At 35.1% G+C, this 22,975-nt stretch carries 21 protein-coding genes; 12 read left to right on the top strand and 9 right to left on the bottom strand.

Annotated features, from left to right (window positions below):
* The first annotated feature begins 120 nt into the window (after positions 1-120).
* Entirely contained in the window at positions 121-1,221 is a 1,101-nt protein-coding gene (gene ddlA, locus DK858_RS11055; protein ID WP_109397443.1) for a D-alanine--D-alanine ligase, read from the top strand.
* 22 nt (positions 1,222-1,243) lie between these two features.
* Positions 1,244-1,393 (top strand): VOC family protein, encoded by a 150-nt coding sequence (locus DK858_RS18070; protein ID WP_162556668.1) that lies wholly within the window; start codon positions 1,244-1,246, stop codon positions 1,391-1,393.
* Positions 1,394-1,511: 118 nt separating this feature from the next.
* On the opposite strand, the gene DK858_RS11050 is transcribed toward DK858_RS18070, so the two are convergent.
* The gene (locus tag DK858_RS11050) at positions 1,512-2,600 is read right to left on the bottom strand and encodes an alpha/beta hydrolase family protein (protein WP_162556667.1); all 1,089 of its coding nucleotides are present in this window, start codon (positions 2,598-2,600) and stop codon (positions 1,512-1,514) included.
* A gap of 535 nt (positions 2,601-3,135) precedes the next feature.
* Here DK858_RS11050 and DK858_RS11045 point away from each other — a divergent pair.
* The 4 genes from DK858_RS11045 to DK858_RS11030 all read left to right on the top strand — a co-directional run bounded on the left by DK858_RS11045 (position 3,136) and on the right by DK858_RS11030 (position 6,830).
* Positions 3,136-3,513, top strand: a complete 378-nt coding sequence (locus tag DK858_RS11045) for a lysozyme inhibitor LprI family protein (protein WP_228407293.1) — start codon at positions 3,136-3,138, stop codon at positions 3,511-3,513.
* A 204-nt stretch (positions 3,514-3,717) separates the two neighbouring features.
* On the top strand, positions 3,718-4,251 hold the full coding sequence (locus DK858_RS11040; RefSeq protein WP_109397440.1) for a carbapenem self-resistance protein CarG family protein: 534 nt from the start codon (positions 3,718-3,720) through the stop codon (positions 4,249-4,251).
* 217 nt (positions 4,252-4,468) lie between these two features.
* Positions 4,469-5,269, top strand: coding sequence for a MetQ/NlpA family lipoprotein (locus DK858_RS11035; RefSeq protein WP_109397439.1), 801 nt, complete (start codon positions 4,469-4,471; stop codon positions 5,267-5,269).
* Between the two features lie 277 nt (positions 5,270-5,546).
* Positions 5,547-6,830, top strand: coding sequence for a cystathionine gamma-synthase family protein (locus tag DK858_RS11030; protein ID WP_109397438.1), 1,284 nt, complete (start codon positions 5,547-5,549; stop codon positions 6,828-6,830).
* Positions 6,831-6,893: 63 nt separating this feature from the next.
* On the opposite strand, the gene DK858_RS11025 is transcribed toward DK858_RS11030, so the two are convergent.
* Entirely contained in the window at positions 6,894-7,451 is a 558-nt protein-coding gene (locus DK858_RS11025) for a GNAT family N-acetyltransferase (RefSeq protein ID WP_109397437.1), read from the bottom strand.
* Positions 7,452-7,739: 288 nt separating this feature from the next.
* Between DK858_RS11025 and DK858_RS11020 the strand changes: the two genes are divergently transcribed.
* Positions 7,740-8,519: a helix-turn-helix domain-containing protein gene (locus tag DK858_RS11020; RefSeq protein WP_228407292.1), complete on the top strand. Its 780-nt coding sequence runs from the start codon at positions 7,740-7,742 to the stop codon at positions 8,517-8,519.
* A gap of 132 nt (positions 8,520-8,651) precedes the next feature.
* Positions 8,652-9,188 (top strand): metallophosphoesterase, encoded by a 537-nt coding sequence (locus DK858_RS11015; RefSeq protein ID WP_109397435.1) that lies wholly within the window; start codon positions 8,652-8,654, stop codon positions 9,186-9,188.
* Between the two features lie 135 nt (positions 9,189-9,323).
* Here DK858_RS11015 and ydeE read toward each other — a convergent pair whose 3' ends face one another.
* On the bottom strand, positions 9,324-10,511 hold the full coding sequence (ydeE, locus tag DK858_RS11010) for an efflux MFS transporter YdeE (RefSeq protein ID WP_109397434.1): 1,188 nt from the start codon (positions 10,509-10,511) through the stop codon (positions 9,324-9,326).
* 301 nt (positions 10,512-10,812) lie between these two features.
* On the opposite strand from ydeE, the gene accA reads away from it, so the two are divergent.
* Entirely contained in the window at positions 10,813-11,775 is a 963-nt protein-coding gene (gene accA / locus DK858_RS11005) for an acetyl-CoA carboxylase carboxyl transferase subunit alpha (protein ID WP_109397433.1), read from the top strand.
* Between the two features lie 78 nt (positions 11,776-11,853).
* Positions 11,854-12,741 (top strand): LysR family transcriptional regulator, encoded by an 888-nt coding sequence (locus DK858_RS11000; RefSeq protein WP_109397698.1) that lies wholly within the window; start codon positions 11,854-11,856, stop codon positions 12,739-12,741.
* Positions 12,742-12,744: 3 nt separating this feature from the next.
* Here DK858_RS11000 and DK858_RS10995 read toward each other — a convergent pair whose 3' ends face one another.
* The gene (locus tag DK858_RS10995; protein WP_109397697.1) at positions 12,745-14,247 is read right to left on the bottom strand and encodes an MFS transporter; all 1,503 of its coding nucleotides are present in this window, start codon (positions 14,245-14,247) and stop codon (positions 12,745-12,747) included.
* 152 nt (positions 14,248-14,399) lie between these two features.
* On the opposite strand from DK858_RS10995, the gene DK858_RS10990 reads away from it, so the two are divergent.
* The gene (locus DK858_RS10990) at positions 14,400-14,996 is read left to right on the top strand and encodes a TetR/AcrR family transcriptional regulator (protein ID WP_109397432.1); all 597 of its coding nucleotides are present in this window, start codon (positions 14,400-14,402) and stop codon (positions 14,994-14,996) included.
* A gap of 72 nt (positions 14,997-15,068) precedes the next feature.
* Here DK858_RS10990 and DK858_RS10985 read toward each other — a convergent pair whose 3' ends face one another.
* Positions 15,069-15,659 carry a TetR/AcrR family transcriptional regulator gene (locus DK858_RS10985; protein ID WP_109397431.1) on the bottom strand — a complete coding sequence of 197 codons (591 nt, stop codon included), beginning with the start codon at positions 15,657-15,659 and terminating at the stop codon, positions 15,069-15,071.
* 140 nt (positions 15,660-15,799) lie between these two features.
* Here DK858_RS10985 and DK858_RS10980 point away from each other — a divergent pair, with 140 nt between their 5' ends.
* Positions 15,800-17,008, top strand: coding sequence for an MFS transporter (locus DK858_RS10980; protein WP_109397430.1), 1,209 nt, complete (start codon positions 15,800-15,802; stop codon positions 17,006-17,008).
* A 63-nt stretch (positions 17,009-17,071) separates the two neighbouring features.
* Here the strand turns inward: DK858_RS10980 and fhuB are convergent, their stop codons facing one another.
* The 4 genes from fhuB to DK858_RS10960 form a co-directional block, all read right to left on the bottom strand.
* Positions 17,072-19,039 (bottom strand): Fe(3+)-hydroxamate ABC transporter permease FhuB, encoded by a 1,968-nt coding sequence (gene fhuB / locus DK858_RS10975; RefSeq protein ID WP_109397429.1) that lies wholly within the window; start codon positions 19,037-19,039, stop codon positions 17,072-17,074.
* Positions 19,029-19,937 (bottom strand): iron-siderophore ABC transporter substrate-binding protein, encoded by a 909-nt coding sequence (locus DK858_RS10970; RefSeq protein ID WP_109397428.1) that lies wholly within the window; start codon positions 19,935-19,937, stop codon positions 19,029-19,031. The genes fhuB and DK858_RS10970 overlap by 11 nt, the downstream gene beginning before the upstream one ends.
* Positions 19,928-20,710, bottom strand: a complete 783-nt coding sequence (locus DK858_RS10965; protein WP_109397427.1) for an ABC transporter ATP-binding protein — start codon at positions 20,708-20,710, stop codon at positions 19,928-19,930. The genes DK858_RS10970 and DK858_RS10965 overlap by 10 nt, the downstream gene beginning before the upstream one ends.
* A gap of 74 nt (positions 20,711-20,784) precedes the next feature.
* On the bottom strand, positions 20,785-22,869 hold the full coding sequence (locus DK858_RS10960; RefSeq protein WP_109397426.1) for a TonB-dependent siderophore receptor: 2,085 nt from the start codon (positions 22,867-22,869) through the stop codon (positions 20,785-20,787).
* Between the last annotated feature and the right edge of the window lie 106 nt (positions 22,870-22,975).

Raw genomic sequence — 22,975 nt, 5'->3', positions numbered from 1 at the left:
ATAGAATTTCATCATTTTATCGTGATTTTTCGCAGATAAGAACTATCTGCCTACATTGGGGGTTTTTATCATGATATATTGCTACCTATTCGCTATAGCTGTCCTATAAAAGGTTAGAAAATGAGTAAATTAAGAGTCGCTATTATTTTTGGTGGTAAATCCACGGAACATCAAGTTTCATTACAGTCAGCAAAAAACATTATTAATGAATTAGATCGAACGAAATTCGACCTTTGCTTAATCGGTATTAATGAACAAGGTCAGTGGCATGAATATTCAGAAACTGACTATTTACTAAATAGCGATAATCCTAAAACTATTTCATTAAGCAAACCTTTAAGAGCGGTTGCTATTATTCCAGGTAGTGTGAAAAAACAATTTATTTCACTTGAAGATGGTCAGGCATTACCTCAAATCGATGTGGTATTTCCAATTGTCCATGGTGCATACGGTGAAGATGGGACACTACAAGGCTTATTACACATGATTGATATGCCTTATGTTGGGCCTAATATCATGAGTTCAGCTGCTTGTATGGACAAAGATATTACTAAACGTTTACTTGATGGTGCAGGATTAGCGGTTGCACCATTTATTACCATTATGGCACATCAAATTAATGATATTCATTACAATGAAATGGTGCGTCAATTAGGACTCCCTTTATTTATTAAGCCTGCGAACCTAGGCTCTTCAGTAGGAATTAGCAAAGTTAATAATGAAGAAGAATTCAACGCAGCATTAGAAATGGCTTTTGAATACGATCTTAAAGTGATTGTTGAAAGTGCTATTGTAGGTCGTGAAATAGAGTGCGCTGTTTTAGGTAATGAAGATCCTCAAGTTAGCCCTTGTGGCGAAATCGTATTAAACGATGCTTTCTATGCCTATAACACAAAATATATTGATGAAGATGGTGCTAAGGTTGTCGTCCCTGCAGTAATGGATGAAAAGACGAGTTTGCATATTCGCCAAGTTGCCTTAAAAGCATACCGAGTCCTTAATTGCTTAGGTATGGCTCGTGTAGATGTATTCTTAACGCAAGATAATCGTGTTGTGATTAATGAAATTAACACGCTACCTGGTTTTACCAATATCAGCATGTATCCTAAATTATGGCAGAGTGCGGGTTTAGGCTATCAATCATTAATTACTAAATTAATTGAGCTAGCACTAGATCACCATAGAAAAACAACTGTTTTAAAAACAAAGTGTGAACTTTAATTGATGTATAAAAAGTGAGTGCTTGATAAAAATTACATACCTCAACAATTTGGTATTAACTGTTGCTGATATTCAGATAACCTGTAATTTTTATCATCGCGTATTAGCTGGCTATAACGTTATTACGTTTAAAGAAGTACGCAAAGCACTCACTTTGGGTTCTCAAAAGTAAATATTCATCAAGTAGGAAAAAGACTTTTTCTTAACGTTGCAAAACCAACTTAGGTTCGGTTGATTTGTGTTTTTACACTTCAACACCTAAAGAGCCACTCTCAGGCGTTATCAACATTTCATCTTATATTTGTATTGCTGTTTTTACATTCAAAATCAATATAATCAGAAGATGTTGTCATCTCTTCAGTGAGCCATGCTGTTAAGTAATTTAAAGCATCAGGGAAATAACTATCTCGCCCTTGATAAATGAAAAGTACCTGTTTCCACCAAGGCCATTGATTATCCAACTGGTAATTAAAGAAAGGTGCCTTTAATAAACCATGAGAAGCATTGGGAAATAGGATAACAGTCTTATCTACATGATTTCCTAATAGTGTTCTATATAAGCATGCATTTTTCAGTGCATCGACATTAAGGTCTAATTCACCAAACATAGCCAATACTCGTCCATTCATGTGCGGTAAATTTTTAGATGAATCACTTAAATAGTTTTGAATAACAAAATGGAAACGATCGTCAGACATATCTTCCTGCGCTGAAATATCATGGCTACCATTAATGCCAAACACCCGATCGTTTTGTTGCAGTTGTTCTGAAACCCTTCGAATAATTTCATTATCATCAATATTGTCGGCTTTTAAACGCACTTGGTGATAATAAGCACCTTGATCTCGCCAATTTACAGCACCACCAATAATAACGGAAAAATCGGGGTTAGATTGCGTCGCTGCAATAGGGATAACCCAGCCAGCTTGTGAAAATCCTAAATAACCAACTTTAATATCGGGTTGAGTAAATTTTTTTTGAATAACCTGTAATGCTATTTGTGCTTCATCTGCTCTATCTTGCATCGATTGATGTAACCAATTTCCTTGGCTTTCTCCCACGCCAGGTTTATCCCATGTATACACACCAATACCAGCATCCACCAAGCTATTAATTAATGGCAAATATCCACTATTTGCAAAGCGATCTTGAGCACCATCACCATGAATAAAAATAGCAACTGCTTTTATCTTGTTCTGATTGGGTAAAACTAATGTTCCAGATAACGAGCTTGTTTTAGAAGTAAAACTAATCGGTATTATCGTTAATGCATGATCATCCAATTCAAAATCAGAATACTGACTACGACTGATGATAATCACAACAATAAGTGTGATAAGCCCTAAATAAAACCAAATTGATTTGAAACATTTTTTCATATTTTGAAAAATCCACCATGGGGATAGCCCCTGATTATTATAAAGCGAACATTTGTAACTATAGTTATATAACATGTACTAATTAGACTAATTAGTCCAATAAATTAAAGCTGTTTTGTTAAGATTTACTTAAACAGAAACTAGTAAAATAAATTGCTTATTAATGTGAAATTTATTAGATGCTTTCAATAAATATTTTTCGATGCAAAAAATAGAATATAACTATTATTTCACTTAGTTTTTTGCAAATGATATTTATTTCTAAAGAATAAAAACATCAGGTTGTCTTTTTTGAATTTTTTATTAGATAAATAATCCACCTAAAAATATCAATATAATTACTCAACGTTCAATACTGTTACCTAACTTGGATTATCTAAAATAGGGCAATTCTTCCTTGTCTTCATGTAATTGTCATATGAAAACCTTGTTAAAATGATAAAGAACTTACTTTGTTTTTATCTTCTAAATCAAGCAGTAAAGAAATAAAACAAATATCTTTAGCTATGTTTTTAATCAAAAAATGGACGGTGTGATGAAAAAACTTATTCTATTCGGTACAATATCTGGCGGTATACTATTTTGGTCGATACATTTACAAGCAGATAATTTTGATTGTCGAAATGCCGCGACTCAAACTGAAATTAATCAATGTGTATATCAAGATTTTCAGCAGAAAGATGAAGAGCTTAACCGTATTTATCAACAATATTATGCTAAGTTAGAAGGTGTTCGAAAAGATCAACTTAAACAAGCTCAGTTGGTTTGGATTGATTTTAGAGATCTCTCTTGCCAATATGAAGCTGATTATTATCAAGGTGGTAGCTTAGCGCCAATGGTATATAGTAGTTGTTTAAAAGATAAAACAAAAGAAAGAATTAACGACCTTAAAAATTACATTGCTCTATATTAACAGGAAACATTAAATCTAAAAAAATATACATCTAGAATATCTTCTTTTTATAATGGTTAAATAAGTATAGTGATTATCATAAAAATATTTTATAAATGGTGAAAATGTAAATTTTGTATTATTTTGAAACATAAAAAATCTTGACTAATCATTATCATAAAGTAGTCTGATGCGCAAGTAACAAGCAAAAAAGAACTGAATATAATGAATAAGATATTAAAACTTGGGCTAGGATTACTTTTTTTATCGCTACCATTTGCTTCAGTATCAGCAGATATTAAACTTGAATATGGTGTAAATCTTATCGATTTTAATGGTGATGGTATTCCTGATGTTGTCGTTAAATCTAGACGGTCATTCGATGATTCAACATCTGTTGATATGACAACTGTTTATATCAAAGGAAGAGATCAAAAGGTTTATATTGTTCCGTCTATCTATGCTAACGCTTTGAGTCTTTATAACAATAAGATTAAAGGTACAGATATCACCATCTCTGATTTCAAATTTGTTGAGAAAAAAAATCATATTATATTGTTAAGTGCTGAAAAAATAGGAAACAACTTACAGAAACCCACTCCAATTCGCTTTTCAAGTCATTCTATTTCAGAAAATAAAAAAAGTGATGAAACTCAATTTAAATGGCAATTTAATACCTATTGTGTAACTGAATCATCCTATCTCAACGTAGAAGATGCATATTCTGATAACTGCATAAACAAAATTATTAATGAATAAATTTACAATTTAAACTGCAAACACATCATATTATGATGTGTTATTTTTTGTTTTATAAAACAATGCATTGTAAAAATATAAACAATATTCTTTTCTTTATATGCATTGGGTACTTGTATCATTTCTTGTTCCTTGTTATTAATCTACTGTTAGGATATTTCTTAATCAAAATGATTTTTATGGCGCTGTTTTATCAAAGTTTGTTTAAGAGGGAGATATGAAGGAAATTATTACAGGTTTACTTCTAGCCTCAATATCACTGTTTACTGTATCTTGTTCACAAGAAGATACACATAGAGTAAAAGTGGCAATTAATACAGGGCCTGATCAAGTAATTTGGGATGAAGTTATTCGTTTAGCAAAACTAACTGAAGGGTTAGATGTTGAGGTTGTTGCTTTCAATGATTATGTACAGCCTAATAGGGCATTGAACGACAAAGAAGTTGATGCGAATGCGTTTCAATCTATTCCTTATCTTCAAGCTCAAATGAAAGAGCATGGCTACCAATTTCATATTGCCAGTAAAACGTATATTTTTCCTTTAGCGGCATACTCTAAAAAAATTAGTGATATAGATGAATTAAAGCCGGGTGATGTCGTTGCAATTTCAAATGAAGTTAGCATGAAAGGGCGTGCACTTTTATTGCTAGCAGAAAACCATCTCATTACTCTTAATGATAATGTCGGTTTTACGGCAACAGTAGACGACATTATACATAACCCTAAAGAAATAGTTTTTGTTGAAGTCGACTCACCTAAGCTTACTGAATCATTAAATGATCCAAATATTACAATGGCTATAATAAACAATAATTTTTCATCTCAAGTTGGACTCATTGCGACTCGTGATGGATTAATCTTAGAAAATAAAAATTCACCTTATGCTAATGTTATTGTTACGCGTGAAGATAATAAAAATGATGAAAATATAAAGAAACTGATTTCAGTTCTGCATTCAAGACAAATCGAGTTAAAATTCAAAGAAATGTATAAAGGTGATGCTGTAAGAGCTTGGTAAGCTCCTTAACTTAAAGGTAAAAAGAGACACTCATCTTTTTATCTTTAAGTTTATCTTATTTTTTCCTTCTTTTTAACTAGAATAATCAACGCTTATTTAGTCCAATCATCTTGTTTAAATACCGACCAATGAATAGAACTTTTTATTTAAAGCTATTTTTATGTTTGAACTCATTATGTTTATATAACCACAGGTTTTTACTCTATATAAAACATTCTAACAACATGAATTTTTTTCAGTATGATAAAGATCCTTCATTAAACACAAGAAATAAAAAATGACTGATTCTCAACTGAAAAAACAATATATCGGCGAACATAAAATATCACCAGAAACACTAATGATGAGTTATGGCTATGATCCATTACTCTCTGAAGGTTCAGTTAAACCACCTGTATTTTTAACCTCCACCTTTATTTTTAAAAGTGCTGAAGAGGGCAAAGCTTTTTTTGATACAGTAAGTGGTAGAAAACCTTTACCAGAAGGTGAAAAAGCGGGTTTAGTTTATTCTCGTTTTAACCAACCGAATAGTGAAATTGTTGAAGACAGATTAGCAGTTTATGAAAATACACAATCTTGTGTATTATTTTCATCAGGAATGTCCGCGATCACCACAACATTAATGGCATTAACGCAACCAGGTGATGTCATTTTACACTCACAGCCACTTTATGGTGGAACTGAGACATTAATTGCCAAAACACTTGCTAAATTTGGTATTCAAGCAACCCCATTTACTGATGGATTAAATCTCTCACTTATTCAAGAACAAGCCGATAAAGCCAGTCAAAAGGGGCGTGTATCCGTTATTTTTGCAGAAACTCCTGCAAACCCGACTAACTCATTAGTTGATATTGAAGCATTAAAAAATGTTGCTGACCAATTAGAAAAAACGCAAGGCTATCGTCCTATTATTGTTTGTGATAACACATTACTTGGCCCTGTATACCAACATCCAATAGAACAAGGTGCTGATATTTCACTCTATTCTTTAACTAAATATGTTGGTGGACACTCAGATTTAGTCGCAGGTGCAGCAATGGGCTCTCGTGAGCTTATTAATCAAATCAGATTATTAAGAGGAGCTATAGGGACGCAACTGGATCCGCATTCTTGCTGGATGTTAGGTCGTTCGTTAGAAACGTTACAAATTAGAATGGAAAAAGCCAATCAGAATGCATTATTAGTTGCAGAGTTTCTGCGTGACCATGAAAAAGTAAAAGCAATCCATTATTTACCTTTTGCTAATAAAAATTCTGTTGAAGCTCAAGTTTTTACTAAACAATGTACAGGTGCGGGCTCAACTTTCTCATTTGATATTGTGGGTGGAGAAAGTGAAGCTTTCCGTTTTCTTAATGCCATGAAAATTTTTAAACTGGCAGTAAGTCTAGGGGGAACAGAATCTCTAGCATGTCATCCTGGTTCAACAACGCATTCGGGTGTACCAATAACATTACGACATAGCATTGGCATTCAAGACACCACTATTCGTTTATCTATTGGAATAGAAAATCCTCAAGATTTAATTGCTGATTTATCCCAAGCATTAGCACATGTTTAATTAAATTATCGTGTTAATTAAAAAACACCAGATAATATGAATTTCACAATCTGGTGTTTTGTTTTAATCCATCTGTTTTTGGATTTCATTCCATTCATCTTTAGTTAAGCGACAAATATTTTCAACTTTCACTTCATCTAAACATTCCACGTATTGTTCTTCAATAACATGATGGAATTTAAATCCACATTTTTCTTGTGCTTTTTGTGACTTCTCATTATCAGCGAAATAGCCACACCATAAATTATCTAATTCCAATGTTTCAAAGCTATGTCGACAGATTTCTTTTACAGCTTCTGGTATTAAACCTTTGCCCCAAAATGGCACACCAATCCAATAAGAAACTTCAGCATCATTATCTCCAATAGGGAAATTACTCTCATTTGCGAAAGATAATCCAACCAAACCGATAGCGAGATCATCATCAATTAACGTAACGGCATAAACTTCGTTACGCATAAATATAGAGCGAATAATTTCGGCACTTTCTTCAACACTTTTATGTGCTGGCCAACCTGCAATTGGACCAATGCGTTCATCTTTTGCATATTGATACAAACTTGATGCATCAGAAAGTTTCCATGGGCGAAGTATAAGCCTCTCTGTTTTTAATGTTTTCATTTCAATAAGTTCTCTTAATTTTCAAGTGTTTTGCAATTTATCTTACGCCTTTAAGATGTGAGTATTCTAAAGAGAACAGCTAAAAAACCGAATGTCATAAAACAGGTAAAATCGGTACTTTTGACAACTAAATGAGAATGGATACTTGTTATTAAATTCAATATCGTCAAAGATAAAAATAGCAAATGGGCTAGGTAAGCATTAAAAGAGGTTAATTGATTTATGTTGAGTCAAGTTCTGTCACGACTTAATGCGTCATCGCAACATGCCATAATAGGTGAAAGTAATATGACAAATGAAATTGGTTATCCTCTACCTTTATCCTATATTGTGATTATGATTTGTTTAGAAGGTAGGGCAATAGCCAATATTGGTTTTCAAAAACAGGTGATCAAAGCGAATGATATTCTTATTTTAGGCGATGATATGATGACTGTTTTGAATCAAAAATCAGCAAACTTTCGCTTGTTTTATTGCTTTCTTGATAAATCTTTTGCCTCAGAAATTGCTTATTCTCTTTCTAATACTTTATTTTCATTTCTCCATGAAAACCCTGTTTGCCACCCACAAAAAGAGCAATATGAAGACTTAAATAGATGGACTCAACAGCTAATACATATAGATAACAGTTATTCTGAACACAGAAAATTAATGTTAAAAAACCACTTACAAAATCTTTTTTTTGCGATTACTGAATCAATACCCCCTCATTTCTCGATCGCCAACAAAGAATTTAGTCGTAAAGAAAAGCTTTGCTGGCAGTTTTGGGAATTGATCGGAAAATATTGTTTAGAGCATAGAGAGGTGGCTTTTTATGCAAATCAGCTTAACATTACACCGTTTTATTTATCACAAATAACAAAGCAATTCTTTAATGATGCGCCTAAGACCTTGATTAATCGTCAGGTTACTCTTGAAATAAAAACATTATTAATGCACACTTCGCTTTCGGTAAATGAGTTATCAATGAAGCTTCATTTTGATGATCCCTCATATTTATGCCGATATTTTAAAAGAGAAACAGGTAACTCTTTATCGGGTTACCGTAAACAACATCAACGACAATAAGACAGATGATATTGTACTTATTGTTTTATTTTTAACTAAAGGAGGGAATTATTTTGAAAAAATATCACTATGCAGACCGAGGGAAAATATTTTCTTAAGGTTGAGAACTTTATTACTTATTAAGAAATTACTATGATTTACTTTACTTCTGATACACATTTCTGCCATTCAAATATCCTCAATCTTTGTGATCGTCCATTCAACAGTGTTAGTCATATGAATGACACTTTAATTCATAATTGGAATGCTTACGTTTCTGATAATGACGAAATCTACATTTTAGGTGATTTTCTTTATCGCGGAACAGGGCGAGATGCCAATCAAATCTTGCGCCGATTAAAAGGTAAAAAGTACCTTATCCGTGGAAATCACGACAAGTTTCTAGACGATCCGGAATTTGATGCATCGGCATTTGAATGGGTAAAAGATTATTTTGAGTTGGATTATAAAAAAAGAAAAATTGTGATGTTTCATTATCCTATATTGGAATGGGCTGGTTTTTTCCGTGATTCAATTCATTTATATGGTCATGTTCATAATTCACAAAAAGATCCGACTCAACGTAAGCGTTTAGATGTTTTAGGAAAAAATGCCATTAACGTGGGTGTTGATGTTAACGATTTTTTCCCTATTAGCATTGAAACAATCATAAGAAGAGCGTCAAAATAGTTAAATTGAGCCATATTTAGCTTATATAACGCAATCTTGAAAAGGAAAAGTAGAGACTGATAAGTTATCCGTTTTCTACTATGACTCATAAAAAAGACACCAAGGTGTCTTTTTAGTCTGCATATTTAAACAAAGCTAAAGTGTAATCGTTCTTTTTTTACTGGCGTTCATGCCTTGGATCATACAAAACCAAGCTAATGCAGAAACAGCCATTAAAATCGCAAATAAAGAAACCGGAGGGAAGGAAGTCAGAATAAAACCACTGGCCAATGGATTAAGTGCAGCACCTAACCAACCTAATGACTGAGCAGAAAAATAACTTGCTTTCATTCCTAACGGCGCAATGTTATCAATCATCATATACTCACCTGGTGCATAAATTAACTCACCTAAGGTAAACACTGTGATAGCTAATGCCCAAAAAATTAAATTGTTGCCTGCAAACATAAAACCAAGTAAGCCCATCATAAAAAATAGCGTACCAAGTGTCATTAATTTACGTAGTCTTTCGGCTGTAACATGCTTACCTACTATATATTGTAGAGAGACTACAATGGCGGCATTTACAGGTAATACAACCGCAATAACAGACTCTGCTAATTTTGCATCATAAACCACTAAAATATATTGTGAAATACAGGATGCAAAAGAGCCAAATGTCAATGTACCGAAAAAAGTAGAAAGCACAAACCAACTTAATGCTCTATCTTTTAACATTATTTTCGGATCCCATTTCACACTATTTTCTGCATCAACATTTATTACTTTAGAACGTTGAACGAATAGCTGGATCATAAAAAGTGGGATACTGGCAGAAATAGCGGCAAGCCAAAACGGTAATTGTGTTCCATACATTAATAATAAGGTGCCAATAGGTGGGCCAACTGTCCACCCTATATTGATAAAGGTATAGTTGAGAGAAAATATTTTAGGTTTCGCTGAAATTGATAACGTTTCAGAAAAATAGGCCTTTAACACGGTTGAAAATACTAAATAAGAGCAGTTAATCACCGAGAAAAAGATAACGACTAAAACAGTACTATGGATCATAGGTATTGCAGCAAATCCAAAAATAAACGTTATAATCGATAGCAACATATAACGTTTTTTCTCAAATTTATCAGCAAGCATCCCAAAGCCAAGGCTGAAAAAAATACCCGTTGTTAATGCAATAGACATAGCAATACCTATATCATCAACGGGTAATTGATACTCCCGAGACAAATAGATAGCCATAAACGGTAATGTTGCACCTCTTCCTATTGTAAGAAGAAGTGATGAAAATAGCAGTGCAGTTGTTGAGCGTGTTTTTTTTGAGAGCATATTATATTTATTCTAATTATTTGTATTTTATGGTTTATTTTATAACTTGAGCGATTTTTACGGGTGAAGAAAGAATAAAATCACACTGTATATTAATATATGACTTAATAATTTCTGTATAGCTTAAAATAAGAGAAAAAGCTCTTTTTGATCTTCTTTTTTCTTGCGGTTCTTATTGCTAAGTTTAATTATCCCATTTTTGATAATAGTGTTTATCAAATTCCTCACTATTAACACACTATTATTTTTTCTAAACTGATCTCATTACTGTTTTATTTACTGCATTAAATCTGAGGTCATTATGTCTTTTATTCATCTTGAATTTGAAAAACCTATTGTTGAATTAGACGAAAAAATAGATGCATTACTCACTTTTAAACAATCTCAAGATGAACTAACCAGCATTAATTTAGATGAAGAGATCGCACGCTTAAGGCAAAAAAGTCTTTCGCTGACAAAATCGATTTTTACTGATTTAGGTGCTTGGGAAATTGTGCAACTCGCTCGTCATCCTATGCGCCCATATACCCTTGATTATATTAAAGCGATTTTTACTGATTTTCAGGAATTGGCGGGGGATAGGGCTTACGCCGATGATAAAGCGATTGTGGCGGGGTTAGCGCGTTTAGACAAAATGCCTGTCATGGTGATTGGGCAGCAAAAAGGGCGGGATACAAAAGAAAAAGTGCTTCGCAATTTTGGCATGCCATCACCTGAAGGTTATAGAAAAGCATTACGTTTAATGAAAATGGCGGAGCGTTTTCATCTACCCGTTATTATTTTTATTGATTCAGCAGGGGCTTACCCAGGTGTCGGTGCAGAAGAACGAGGACAAGCCGAAGCTATCGCGCGTAATATTCTTGAAATGTCACGATTAAAAACACCTATTATTTGCACAATTACTGGTGAAGGATTTTCTGGAGGTGCGCTAGCCATTGGTGTTGGTGATAAAGTTAATATGCTCCAATACAGTACTTATGCGGCAATTTCACCAGAAGGATGTGCCTCTATTTTATGGAAAAGTTCTGATAAAGCACCAATTGCGGCAGAAACAATGGGAATGACAGCACCTAAATTACAATCATTAGGTATTATCGACAGCATTATCCCAGAGCCATTAGGTGGCGCTCACCGAAATTATCAACAAGCTGCTGAATTTCTTAAACAACAATTATTAACTGACTTAGCCTTATTAAAAAGTTACTCAACCGAGGCGCTTTTAGATAAACGTTATCAAAAACTCATGTCTTATGGTTACTGTTAATTATTAACGAGAGAAAAGAAAATGAATGATACACTGTCTATATTAGGTAATAGAAATACAGTAGGCAGTGAATTATTTATGCAAATCGATCTTAATTTATTACGTATTTTTTCTGCCGTTGCAGATCAAGGACAATTTGCAGCTGCGGCTCGGCAATTATCTATGCCTACCTCAAATATTAGTCGTGCAATTAAACAACTTGAACAACAACTTAATTGTAAGCTTATTGATAGAACAACCCGAAAGATGCGCCTCACTGAACAAGGTAAAATACTCTATCAGCAAGGGAAAAAAAACTTAACTGAATTAGATAATGTGGTTAGCAATATCACCCGTGATGGACCATTAACGGGCACTTTCCGTTTAACCATTCCAAGTGAATATGGTAGTGAGCTACTGGGTGATATTTTGGCTGATTTTGCCGCACTTCATCCTAATTTGCTTATTCAATGTGATACCCAATTAATGCCAAGAAATATCATCGATGATGATATTGATTTGTTATTAACCTTTCATCGTGGAAATTTAGCAGATAGTAGTTATCACTCACGCTTAATTAAATCATGGCGCAGCATTGTTGTCGCATCTAATGAATTATTAGAAAAAACAGGAATACCTACACATATTGAACAATTAAGTAAAATGCCGTGTATTTCAAGCTTAAGCGCACTAGAAGGGCAACCTTGGATATTTGTGGGTGAAGATAAAAAACCAATCAAAATAACCATTAATAGTAATTATCGAGTAAACAGCGCCATATTAGCAAAATCAGCAGTATTAAAGGGATTGGGATTTGCTATTTTAGCTGAGCATTGTTGCCTTGATATGATTAAAGAAGGTAAGTTACGAGCTATTGAGTTTCCTCAACAACCCGCAACGATTAATTTAGTGGCAATATATGCAACTCGTAGCACACTTTCACGTAATATTGAGTCTTTTCTTGAATTTCTAACTCAACGTTTATAAATGTTAATCTGTGATTTGTTGAGTAAGTGCCTTATGTTTTGCTTTAATAGGAAAGAGCACAATAAATAAAGTCACAAAACATGAGATCCCCGCAGTCGCAATTGCATAAGCAAATCCTGAATTAAACGCCTCTGGTAACAAAGTAACAAAATCTTTGTCTAAACTATTTGTCGTATTTTCAGTCACTAAACCAACAATATCGATATAATTTACAGATATTCCTAATACTTGACTTTGGATCACCATATAATGAATAGCTTGTTGCACCATCAATGTCCCTAATAAAGCAATTCCCATTGTCATGCCGGTTTGTCTTAATGCATTCATAGTTGCAGACGCCATACCAGAACGAGATGGTGGCACACTTTTCATCACTAAAGCACCTATTGCGGGTGTTGATAATCCCATTCCAGCACCTAATACAAACAGATAGCTTCCTGTTATTCCATAGTGGCTATTTGTTGCTAATGTCGCTAATAAACAAGAAGAAATAGCGATAAATAAGAAACCATAGATCATAAGCTTTCTGACTGAGAAATAAGAAGAGAGTCGTCCAAAAGACATAGAAAACAGTGCCATTGCAATAAATTCTGGTGCCATTCTCCATCCCGTTTCTAATGCACTCCAGCCTTGTGCTTTTTGCAAAAAGAAAGCAATAAAAAAGACATTACTGTATGTAGCAAAACCCAAGGTAAAAGAAGAAAGATTATATTGAAAGAACGTGCGATCTTTAAATAAAGTCAATGGTAGTAAAGGACGTTGAACGCGTTTTTCTATCATTAAAAAAAGGACAAGAAATATAATTCCCGCAATCAGTGTTGATACCGTTCTATAATGTGACCACCCCACAGAGCCAGCTTCAATTAAACCATAAGTCAGTGATCCTAATCCCAACATACTGGTTAATTGACCAAAAGGATCTAAAGCAACATTTTCAGGATCAGCACTCTCACTTAATCCATACCAACCTAATAAAACGGTAAGAATGCCAATAGGAATATTAATAAGAAATATACTCGCCCAACCACTCGCATGAACTAAAACACCACCTAAAATAGGCCCAATGATGAGTGATAATGCACTAACAGAAGACCATATTCCTATGATGCGAACCCGTTCAATATCAATAGGAAAAGCATGAGTGATTAAAGACAGTGCACCCGGAATAAGTGCAGCCGCAGCAATACCTTGAATAATACGTCCAAGAATTAATATTTCATGTTGCTGTGCAATTGCACAAATTACTGAGCCTAACGTGAAGATAATTACGCCCCATAGCCACACTTTTTTTCGTCCAAAGCGATCACTTAAAGGACCGGATGACAAAATACAAGCTGATAGACAAAGTGCATAAGCATCAACAATCCACTGTAAGGTTGCCATGTCAGCATGTATATCATTTTGAATCGTCGGTAGAGCCACATTTACGATACTAATATCGAGCGTTGCCATAAAAGTACCTAAACAAATGGCACAGATAAGTGACGGTCGTTTTAAAGAAGTCATAAGCTTTATTGCCTTAATGATGAATAATAATAGCATCATAGTATTCGACTGACCGTCGGTCAATTTATATTGATAATGAGTTTCATTTATCATCATTGTGAGTCGCTTTAATATAGAGTACGCTTTACAAGCGCCTTTGAGGGAGATAAGTAATGTCATTAGAAGAACAAACAACAGATAAACCAAGAACAAAACCCGCCGAGGTTCGTTTAGAAGAGTTAATGAATGCAGCAGAAACGTTATTTCTTGATAAAGGTTTTGATGTCACAACCGTTAGCGATATCGTAAAAAAAGCAGGGGTAGCCAAAGGAACGTATTACCACTATTTTTCTGCCAAAACAGACATTCTTGATGCACTGAGAACACGTTATATGGATTGGTATTTAAATAAAATAGATAACGCAATGGACGCCTGCTCACAACAAGATCATCGTGAAAAATTAAAACAATGGTGTGAAGTTAGCGTTATTGCTTATGTTGAGAAACAAGCATTACACGATATGCTTTTTCATCAAGTATTTCATCAAAGCAGTAATATTCATGAAAATAGGGCATTACAGCAAATTAAAACACTATTAATTTCGGGTTCAGAAAATAAAACTTGGCACGTAACACAACCGGAATTAATCAGTACATTAATTTATCATGGTATGCATGCAGCTGTTGATAATTTAGACCATAGCAAAGAATATACCGCAAAAACATTAGGTAATATGTTATATCAGCAATTTACTCAATTGCTAAAATAAATGAAATCTTATCGTGACACTGTCACGGCATGAGGTTTTGACAAGAGAAAAGGGTAGAATTACCCTTTTTATTTATTCTGTCGAATTACGTAGACTGTTTAATAAAGTATCTAATGTTGATTTAGCCTGCTCTAGTTGAGTTTTACCATCAAGACTATTCGCTATCCATAAAGCCGTCGCTTCTAAACTACCATAAATAAATAGAGCCAACATTTTTGAGTCGGTTTTGATAATTATTTTATTTTCGATAAGTTTATCAATCATATTGCTCATTGATATTACACAATGAGTGGGGAGTTCCGCCAATTTATCACTTAATACGGCACGTGAATCTCGCATAATAATACGTTGAATTTCAGGCTCTAAAGCCATTTCTAAATAGGTATGACAACGCATTGAGAATGCCAACCAAGGATCATCAATAATATCGGAAATAGCCTGCAAACGCGCATCCATCTCTGCATCTATTTGTGCAACAACAGCAGATAACAATCCTTTTTTATCACCAAAATGGTGATATAACGCCCCCCGAGTTAATCCTGCTTGCGCCGTTAAGTCATCCATTGATGCTTCTGCATAACCTTGTTCACAAAAGACTTTTCTCGCTGTTTGTAGCAATAATAGTCGTGTTTCTTCCATTTCAGCACGCGTACGTCTAGCCATTTCATCTCCTTTTTTAAATATACATACGTATTGTTTGTATATTTACATTCAATTCGTATGTATATATGATTTATACATACGCAATGTATGTATTATCTTTAACCCTCGTCAAAATGGCAAGGGTAAACATAAGGAAAACGATGATAAACACTTATCGAACACTGTTTAGCTATAAAGGCACTCTATATTTCACCTTAGCGGGAATGGTTGCAAGATTACCATTACCAATGATGGGGATTGGTATCATAATGATGATTTCACAACTTACAGGGAGTTATGCATTAGCGGGAACAATCTCTGCTAGTTTTGTATTTACTTACGCAATTCTATCACCCCAAATATCACGTTTAGTCGATAATTATGGGCAATATAGAATTTTACCTTTATTCACATCAATTAGTGTGATTGGGATCGGGGGGATGCTATTAGCCACATGGTTACAGTGGCATATTAGTTTATTATTTATTTTTGCAGTACTAATTGGTTTTATGCCGTGTATTTCTGCCATGATCAGAGCGAGATGGACTGCAATTTATAAAGAAGATAGTCGTTTACAAACAGCTTATTCATTAGAAAGTGTGTTTGATGAAGTGACATTTATTATTGGTCCACCCATTTCTGTCACGTTAAGTGTCGCTTTTTTCCCTCAAGCCGGGTTATTACTAGCCGCTTTTTTTCTTATTATTGGTGTGTTATTACTCGTTTTACAACGTGATACAGAGCCGGCAATAATATCAATATCGTCTGAATCAACATCTCATAAAACACACTCTGTGATCCGTTTTTCTCTTGTCAAAATTTTAACTGTTATTATGATTTTTATGGGCGTTATTGTAGGTACTATTGATATTTTTAGTGTGGCTTTTGCCAATGCCCAAAAAATACCCGCAGGAGCCAGTTTTGTATTAGCAGCCTATGCGGTTGGCTCTTGTTTTGCAGGCTTATTTTTTGGCACGTTAAAATTATCAACACCTTTACACCATTTATTATGCTTAGGTGGCATCGCAACTTTTCTTACTATTTTGCCTCTTATTTTCGTCGGCTCTATTTATAGCTTAAGTTTTGTCGTATTAATTTCGGGGATCTTCTTTGCTCCTATGATAATCGTGACCATGTCACTTATTGAGAAAAATGTACCAGAAAATCAGCTAACTGAAGGAATGACATGGTTACTTGCGGGGTTAAATGTAGGTACAGCAATTGGTGCAACATTAACAGGGCAACGGATTGATTATTCCGGTGTTCAATCTGGTATATGGGTTGCAATTGGAGCAAGTGCTTTAGTGATGTTAATTGGATTTTTAGGTTTTCAACGCATTAATCATAAAAACAATAAAAGTTATGTGTGATTAATAACGCACAAAGCCTAAGATATCAGCAAAAATTAATGACAATATCTTAGGCTTTTTAAATCAACGGCTACGATTTAACAACATTAAACAAAGGAAATAGCTACCACCTAAAATCGCCACCAAAGTTCCTGCTGCAATTTGAGCGGGATAAATAAATATTTGCCCAAGCCAATCCGCCCACACCATTAAGGTTCCACCAATTAATCCTGAAACCATCAATTGTGATTTGATTTTATGGGCACCAAGTAATATTGCCGTATGCGGAGCCACTAAGCCAATAAAGGCAATAGGGCCAACGGTTGAAGTTACTAAGGCACATAATAACGAGACAATGATTAATAAAACAATACTGGCATGCCCAGCATGTAATCCGCGAGCTAAGGCAAAACTTCGACCAATAGATATTAATGCAAGCCAGCGCGTTAATAAAAAGACGCTACCCACAATTAATGTGATTGCGAATGCAAAATAGAGAGCCTGTTCACTGTTAACACGATAAGTCGAGCCTGATAACCACAGTAATATTTTATAGCTATTTAAGGAGCCTTTAGCTAAGAAAAATTGAATAAAGGCTTCCAAACTCGCGGTTAATGCAATACCCGTTAATATTAAGCTGGCTGGTGCATATTGGTGCCTTCTGCCTAAAACTAATAAAATAATCATAACAACACAGCTGCCTAATAGCGCAACTCCCCACAGTGATGTTTGTAAGGTGCTCCCTAAAATTAAGCTCGAAAAAACTAATGCAAAAGTAGCACCCGATGACACCCCCAAAATATCTGGACTAGCTAATGGGTTATAAATTAAACGCTGTAAAATAACACCAGCAATAGCAAGAGCAATACCTGCAAATAATCCAGCCAATAAGCGGGGTGATCGCAATGCCCATTGATAAACAGAAGGTATTTCCCAGAACCATTGTTGTTCATTAATATGAATGAAAAGGGTAAGGACTAATCCGAGTATTAATAATACAAATATTCCTATCACAGCATATTTTGATACTGTTTTAGCCTGTGAATTAATTGAAATCGAAAGCTGATCTTGAGCGCGCATTTTCTTACGGCTAAACCAAATTAATGCAGGTGCTCCAATAGCGGCTGCGGTAACACCACTTGGAATAACTGTATTAAGCCACTGTCCAAGCCCTATCGCCAAGCTATCCGTAATAAGCAATAAACATATTCCCATTAGGCAACTGGCAATAAGTTCTTGGCGAGCAGTTCTTGCACCTAATGTTCTAACAATATTAGGTGCAAGTAATCCGATAAAACTAATCACCCCAACAGCAGTAATAGAGACAGAAACTAACCAAGTACTTAATATAATAAAAAAGGCAAATGCAGGTAAAACAGACAATCCTCGAGCTGTCGCGCCTTCATTACCTAAACGTAATAATGTGAGAATACGAGGGGCAAAAATAAAAATAAGTACAACAGGTGCAATTCGCGGTAATAACCAAAAAAATGAATTCCAACCATCTTGAGCCAAATCTCCGGCTCCCCACATAAATATATTTTGAGCAAATTGAGAATTTAATGTCACTAATGCGGTCGCGATAGCACCTAATAGAATATTGACTACCATACCGGAAACGACAAGGGGTAAACCGGTCATATTACGAATGCCGGCAATAATAATCACAAAACCAAATGCAAATAAAGCGCCTATTGTTGCAGCTAATGCACTGTGATCAGCAACCCAATCGGTAAACCAGATATTCACAATAACTAAAGCTAACCAAGCTCCTGATGAGGTTCCTAATGTTAAGGGCGATGTCAGGTTATTTTGCGTTAATTGCTGCATTAAACTCCCGACAACACCGAAGATCCCCCCAATCAGCAGTGTTATTGCTAAACGTGGTAATTGTGCATGAATAAAAAAAACATCAGCGAATGGTGAGGATATTTCTGGATGTTTTAATAAATACCATTGGTGAGATAATGAAAGAGAATTATCAACTTGTAAGCTGATAATACTTAATAAGATAATTGCCAAAAAATAGAAAGTATATTGCTTAATTTTCATTATTCGGTGCCATATCTAATAAACTTTCTGTAATGGCTTCGGCCATTAACGTTAACGATGTCACTCCGCCATAATTCCAGACGGGTTTTACCGAATGAAAATGTCCATTTTGAACAAATGGCATGGCTTGCCATAACACGGACTTTTGCAGTTTACTTTCATCGGGAAAAGGCAACATATAAAGAACGTAACCTTGCTTAATCTGCTGCAACACATTCATTCTTCTTTGGTCGATTCCCCAAGGTTGAGGAGGTAACGATATTGCTGATTTCAATCCCAACTTTTTAACTACAAATTCAGTTGTTGAGTTTTCTGTGTATAAAAAGACGGACGTTAATGTAGAAAAACGGATCACTTCGACTTCTGGTAGCGTAATAAATGATAATTGTAATTTTTCTCTTAATTGTGCAAAAGTATTGTCCATCTCAGCTAATTTTTGCCGCGCAAGCGTCTCTTTCCCTAAAAGAGAGGCTAGGGTATTAAAATGCGCTAAAGCCACATTGGCAGCATTATCTTGGCGAGAAAAATTAGGTAAATACACAACAGGAGCGATAGTTTGCAACACTGGCAATAAATCTTGTTGCGAACTTGTCGCTAAAATAAGATCGGGCTTTAACGATGCCATTTTTTCTAAATTAGGCTCTGCCCGCATACCCACTTCTTCAATAGAGTTTGGGGCAATAGGATGAGCTACCCATTGGTTATACCCTGCAATTTCGGTCGCACCTACGGGAATAACATCTAGTGTTAATATTTGTTCCAGTAAATCCCAATCTAAAACAATAATGCGTTGCGGTATTTTATTGGTATTTGGTGTGGCATTTACGCTAGGAGTGATCAATAAAATAGCCAGCCCCAAAGACAGTGATTTAACTATTTTTTGTAATATTACACGCATACCACCGCCACCTTATGTTGTTGTGAACCTTTATTATCAGGGTGCTCAATCAGCTTAATCGGTGTCTCATAAAGTGCAGAAAGTCGTTCATCATCAAAAAGTAATGAAGCTTCACCTTCAAATGCAATTTTGCCTTTTTTAAGCGCGATAATATGAGTGGCATAACGTAAGGCAAGGTTAAGATCATGCAAAATAACGATGATACCAACATGCTGAGTTTGATTTAGCTCACTCAACAATTCCATAAGTTGATATTGATGATGTATATCTAATGCTGATGTTGGTTCATCTAAAATCAAAATAGGTGATTGTTGAGCCAGTAACATGGCAACCCAAGCCCGTTGACGTTCGCCACCTGATAAATCATCAGCAAGCGTGTCAGCAAAAGGGAGGACTCCCGCTTTTTCCATCGCTGTTGTGATAATTTCATCGTCTTTTTTATTCCAACGGCCTAATGTTCCACGCCAAGGAAAGCGTCCTAAACGCACTAATTCTCTAACCGTTAATCCAGCAGAAGCGGGAAGTTTTTGTGGGAGAAAGGCAATTTGTTTAGCCAGCTCACGAGGCTTATAATGTGAAATATTGCTGTTATTTAGTGTAATAGAGCCACTATCTGGGGCTTGCTGACCTGATAACAAACTGACTAAAGTCGATTTACCTGAGCCATTATGGCCGAGCACAATGGTCAATCCTAGATCTGAAATACGCAGTGAGGGAATAGATAGAATAGTGCGTCCACCGCGATCCATTTGAATATTTGAGAGTTCAAACATGGTCACTCATTTATAAAATGATATTCCGCCTTTTATTGCATGATTAACAACAAAAGGCGGAATAATAAAGAAAATTACCAGCGATATTTAGCATTCAATAGAACAGAACGAGATTGCCCGTAATAACAGTAATAATCACAACCAGAGAGATATTCTTTATCGAGAATATTGTTAATATTTAACTGTAATTGCCACTGTTTATTGAAATTATAGATCGCAGCCATATCCCATAATGTTGCACTAGGTACGGTTAAATCACTGCTCTTAGGATTATCTTTAGATTTACCTAAATAACGAACACCGGTTCCTAAAGTTAAATCTTGGGTTCCTGTAATTGGAATTGTGTAACTTCCCCAAGCAGATGCCGTATGTTTAGGAATTAAACCGGCTTGTTGTTTACCTTTATTACCCGTGTCATCTGTTTGCATATCGGTATAAGTGTAATTGGCTTTTAACGCTAAACGTTCTGTTAATTGCATTTCACTGGTTACTTCAACCCCTTTTGACGTCACTTTACCCGTTTGTGTTGAAACAAAAGTCGTTGGGTTTGCAACCAGCGCATTCTTCTGAGTGATATCAAACCAAGCAACATTAAGGTAACCATCGATAAAATCAGGTGTATATTTTATCCCTGCTTCAATTTGTTCACCTTTTAATGGTTTATACAGATCTTGAGTTGCAGGATCGATAGTACTCATCACCTCAAAGGACTCTGAATAACTCACATAAGGAGATAAGCCATTATCAGCTAAGTACATTAAACCTGCATTGAGGCTAAATTCGCTATCAGTACGTGATTTATCCTCATTTTTTACCTTGGCTTTATTTTCTGTTTTTACCCAATCTTGGCGTACACCTGCCATTGCAACCCAGTGGCTATCAAACCTAGTTTGATACTGTGAGTAAAGGCTATATTGTGTTTTATCTATGGTGCGATTGACATTGTTAGCAGGGTTAAGCGGGGTATATTTGCCGTAAATAGGGTTCCACGGATTAATCGTACCAAAGCTGTAATTATCTTGCTCATCGCCTTTGGTTTGATGATATTGCAACTCAGTACCTGCTAATAATGTATGTTCGAAATTATCCGTATCCCATTCACCAACAATATTATTATCAAAAGAGATACTTTGATTTTTACCATCACGGAAAACAATGCCACGATTCAGTTCTGTTGCCGTAATATCTGAATTAGGGAATGCGTAGACACTACGTAATAACAGATCGTTATAACCATAGTTTAAACGTTGAGAAAAACGCCAAACATCATTGATATTACTTTCTAATAAATAACCTGCTGAAATTTGGGTACGTTTATATTTATCGTATCCTGGTTCACCTAAGTTAGTTGACGGTTTAATTTTCCCAAAAGGGGATGAAATTAATGTACCAGCAGCGGGGAAGAAAGGATTGGTTGGTGTACCACTATCATGCAAATAGGTCGCCATAAAGGTTAGTGCTGTATCATCCGTCAGATTAATCGCAATACTTGGCGCAAGATAAATACGCTCATTATCAGTATGAGATAATTCTCCATCTGATTTTTTCATTAACCCAACAAGGCGATAACGTACACGTTTATCATCTGTTGTACTTGAAACATCAAAGCCTAACCCATGCTGATCATTATTTCCGACCTCAAGAAATACTTCATTTTGAGATTTGAAACTAGGTTTCTTTTGTACGACGTTAACTGCACCACCGGGTGTCGATTCACCAAATAAAACCGCTGACGCACCTTTTACGACTTCAATTTGTTCAAAGCCATAAGGCTCTAATAACCATGTGTAATAACCATCACGAAAAAGGCGGCTGTTATCTAAATAGGTTGCAGCTTCAAACCCCCGCACGCGAAGCCAATCAGTATCGTTATCAGCACCAAAAGGCTGAGAAACAACACCGGAAGTATAACGTAAAGCTTCATCAAGTTTTTGAGGAGCATGTGTTTCGAGATCTTTTTGAGAAATAACAGAAACGGATTTAGGAGTTTCTTGCAAGCTGGTATTTACTTTTAAAGCCTGGGCACTAACGACAAGTTTCTCAACTTGTTCCGTTTTTGCCGTTTCTTGCGCAAAAGCCTGTGTAGTCAAAATAAAAGGAAGGGTGGCAGAACAAAGTAATGCCACTGGTTTCAATTTAAATGCATAAAAATCAATCACAATGAGTCACCGAATAATAATTATTACTATTACCATTATTATTCATATAATTGATACTAAGGTAAATTAATTTATGCAAAAATATCTATAAATGATAATTTTTGGG

The organism is Proteus faecis, from assembly GCF_003144395.1.
GTDB classification, from domain to species: Bacteria; Pseudomonadota; Gammaproteobacteria; order Enterobacterales; family Enterobacteriaceae; genus Proteus; species Proteus faecis.
The sequence above is the reverse complement of the archived record's forward strand: the minus strand, read 5'-3'. Positions and strand labels throughout refer to the sequence as shown.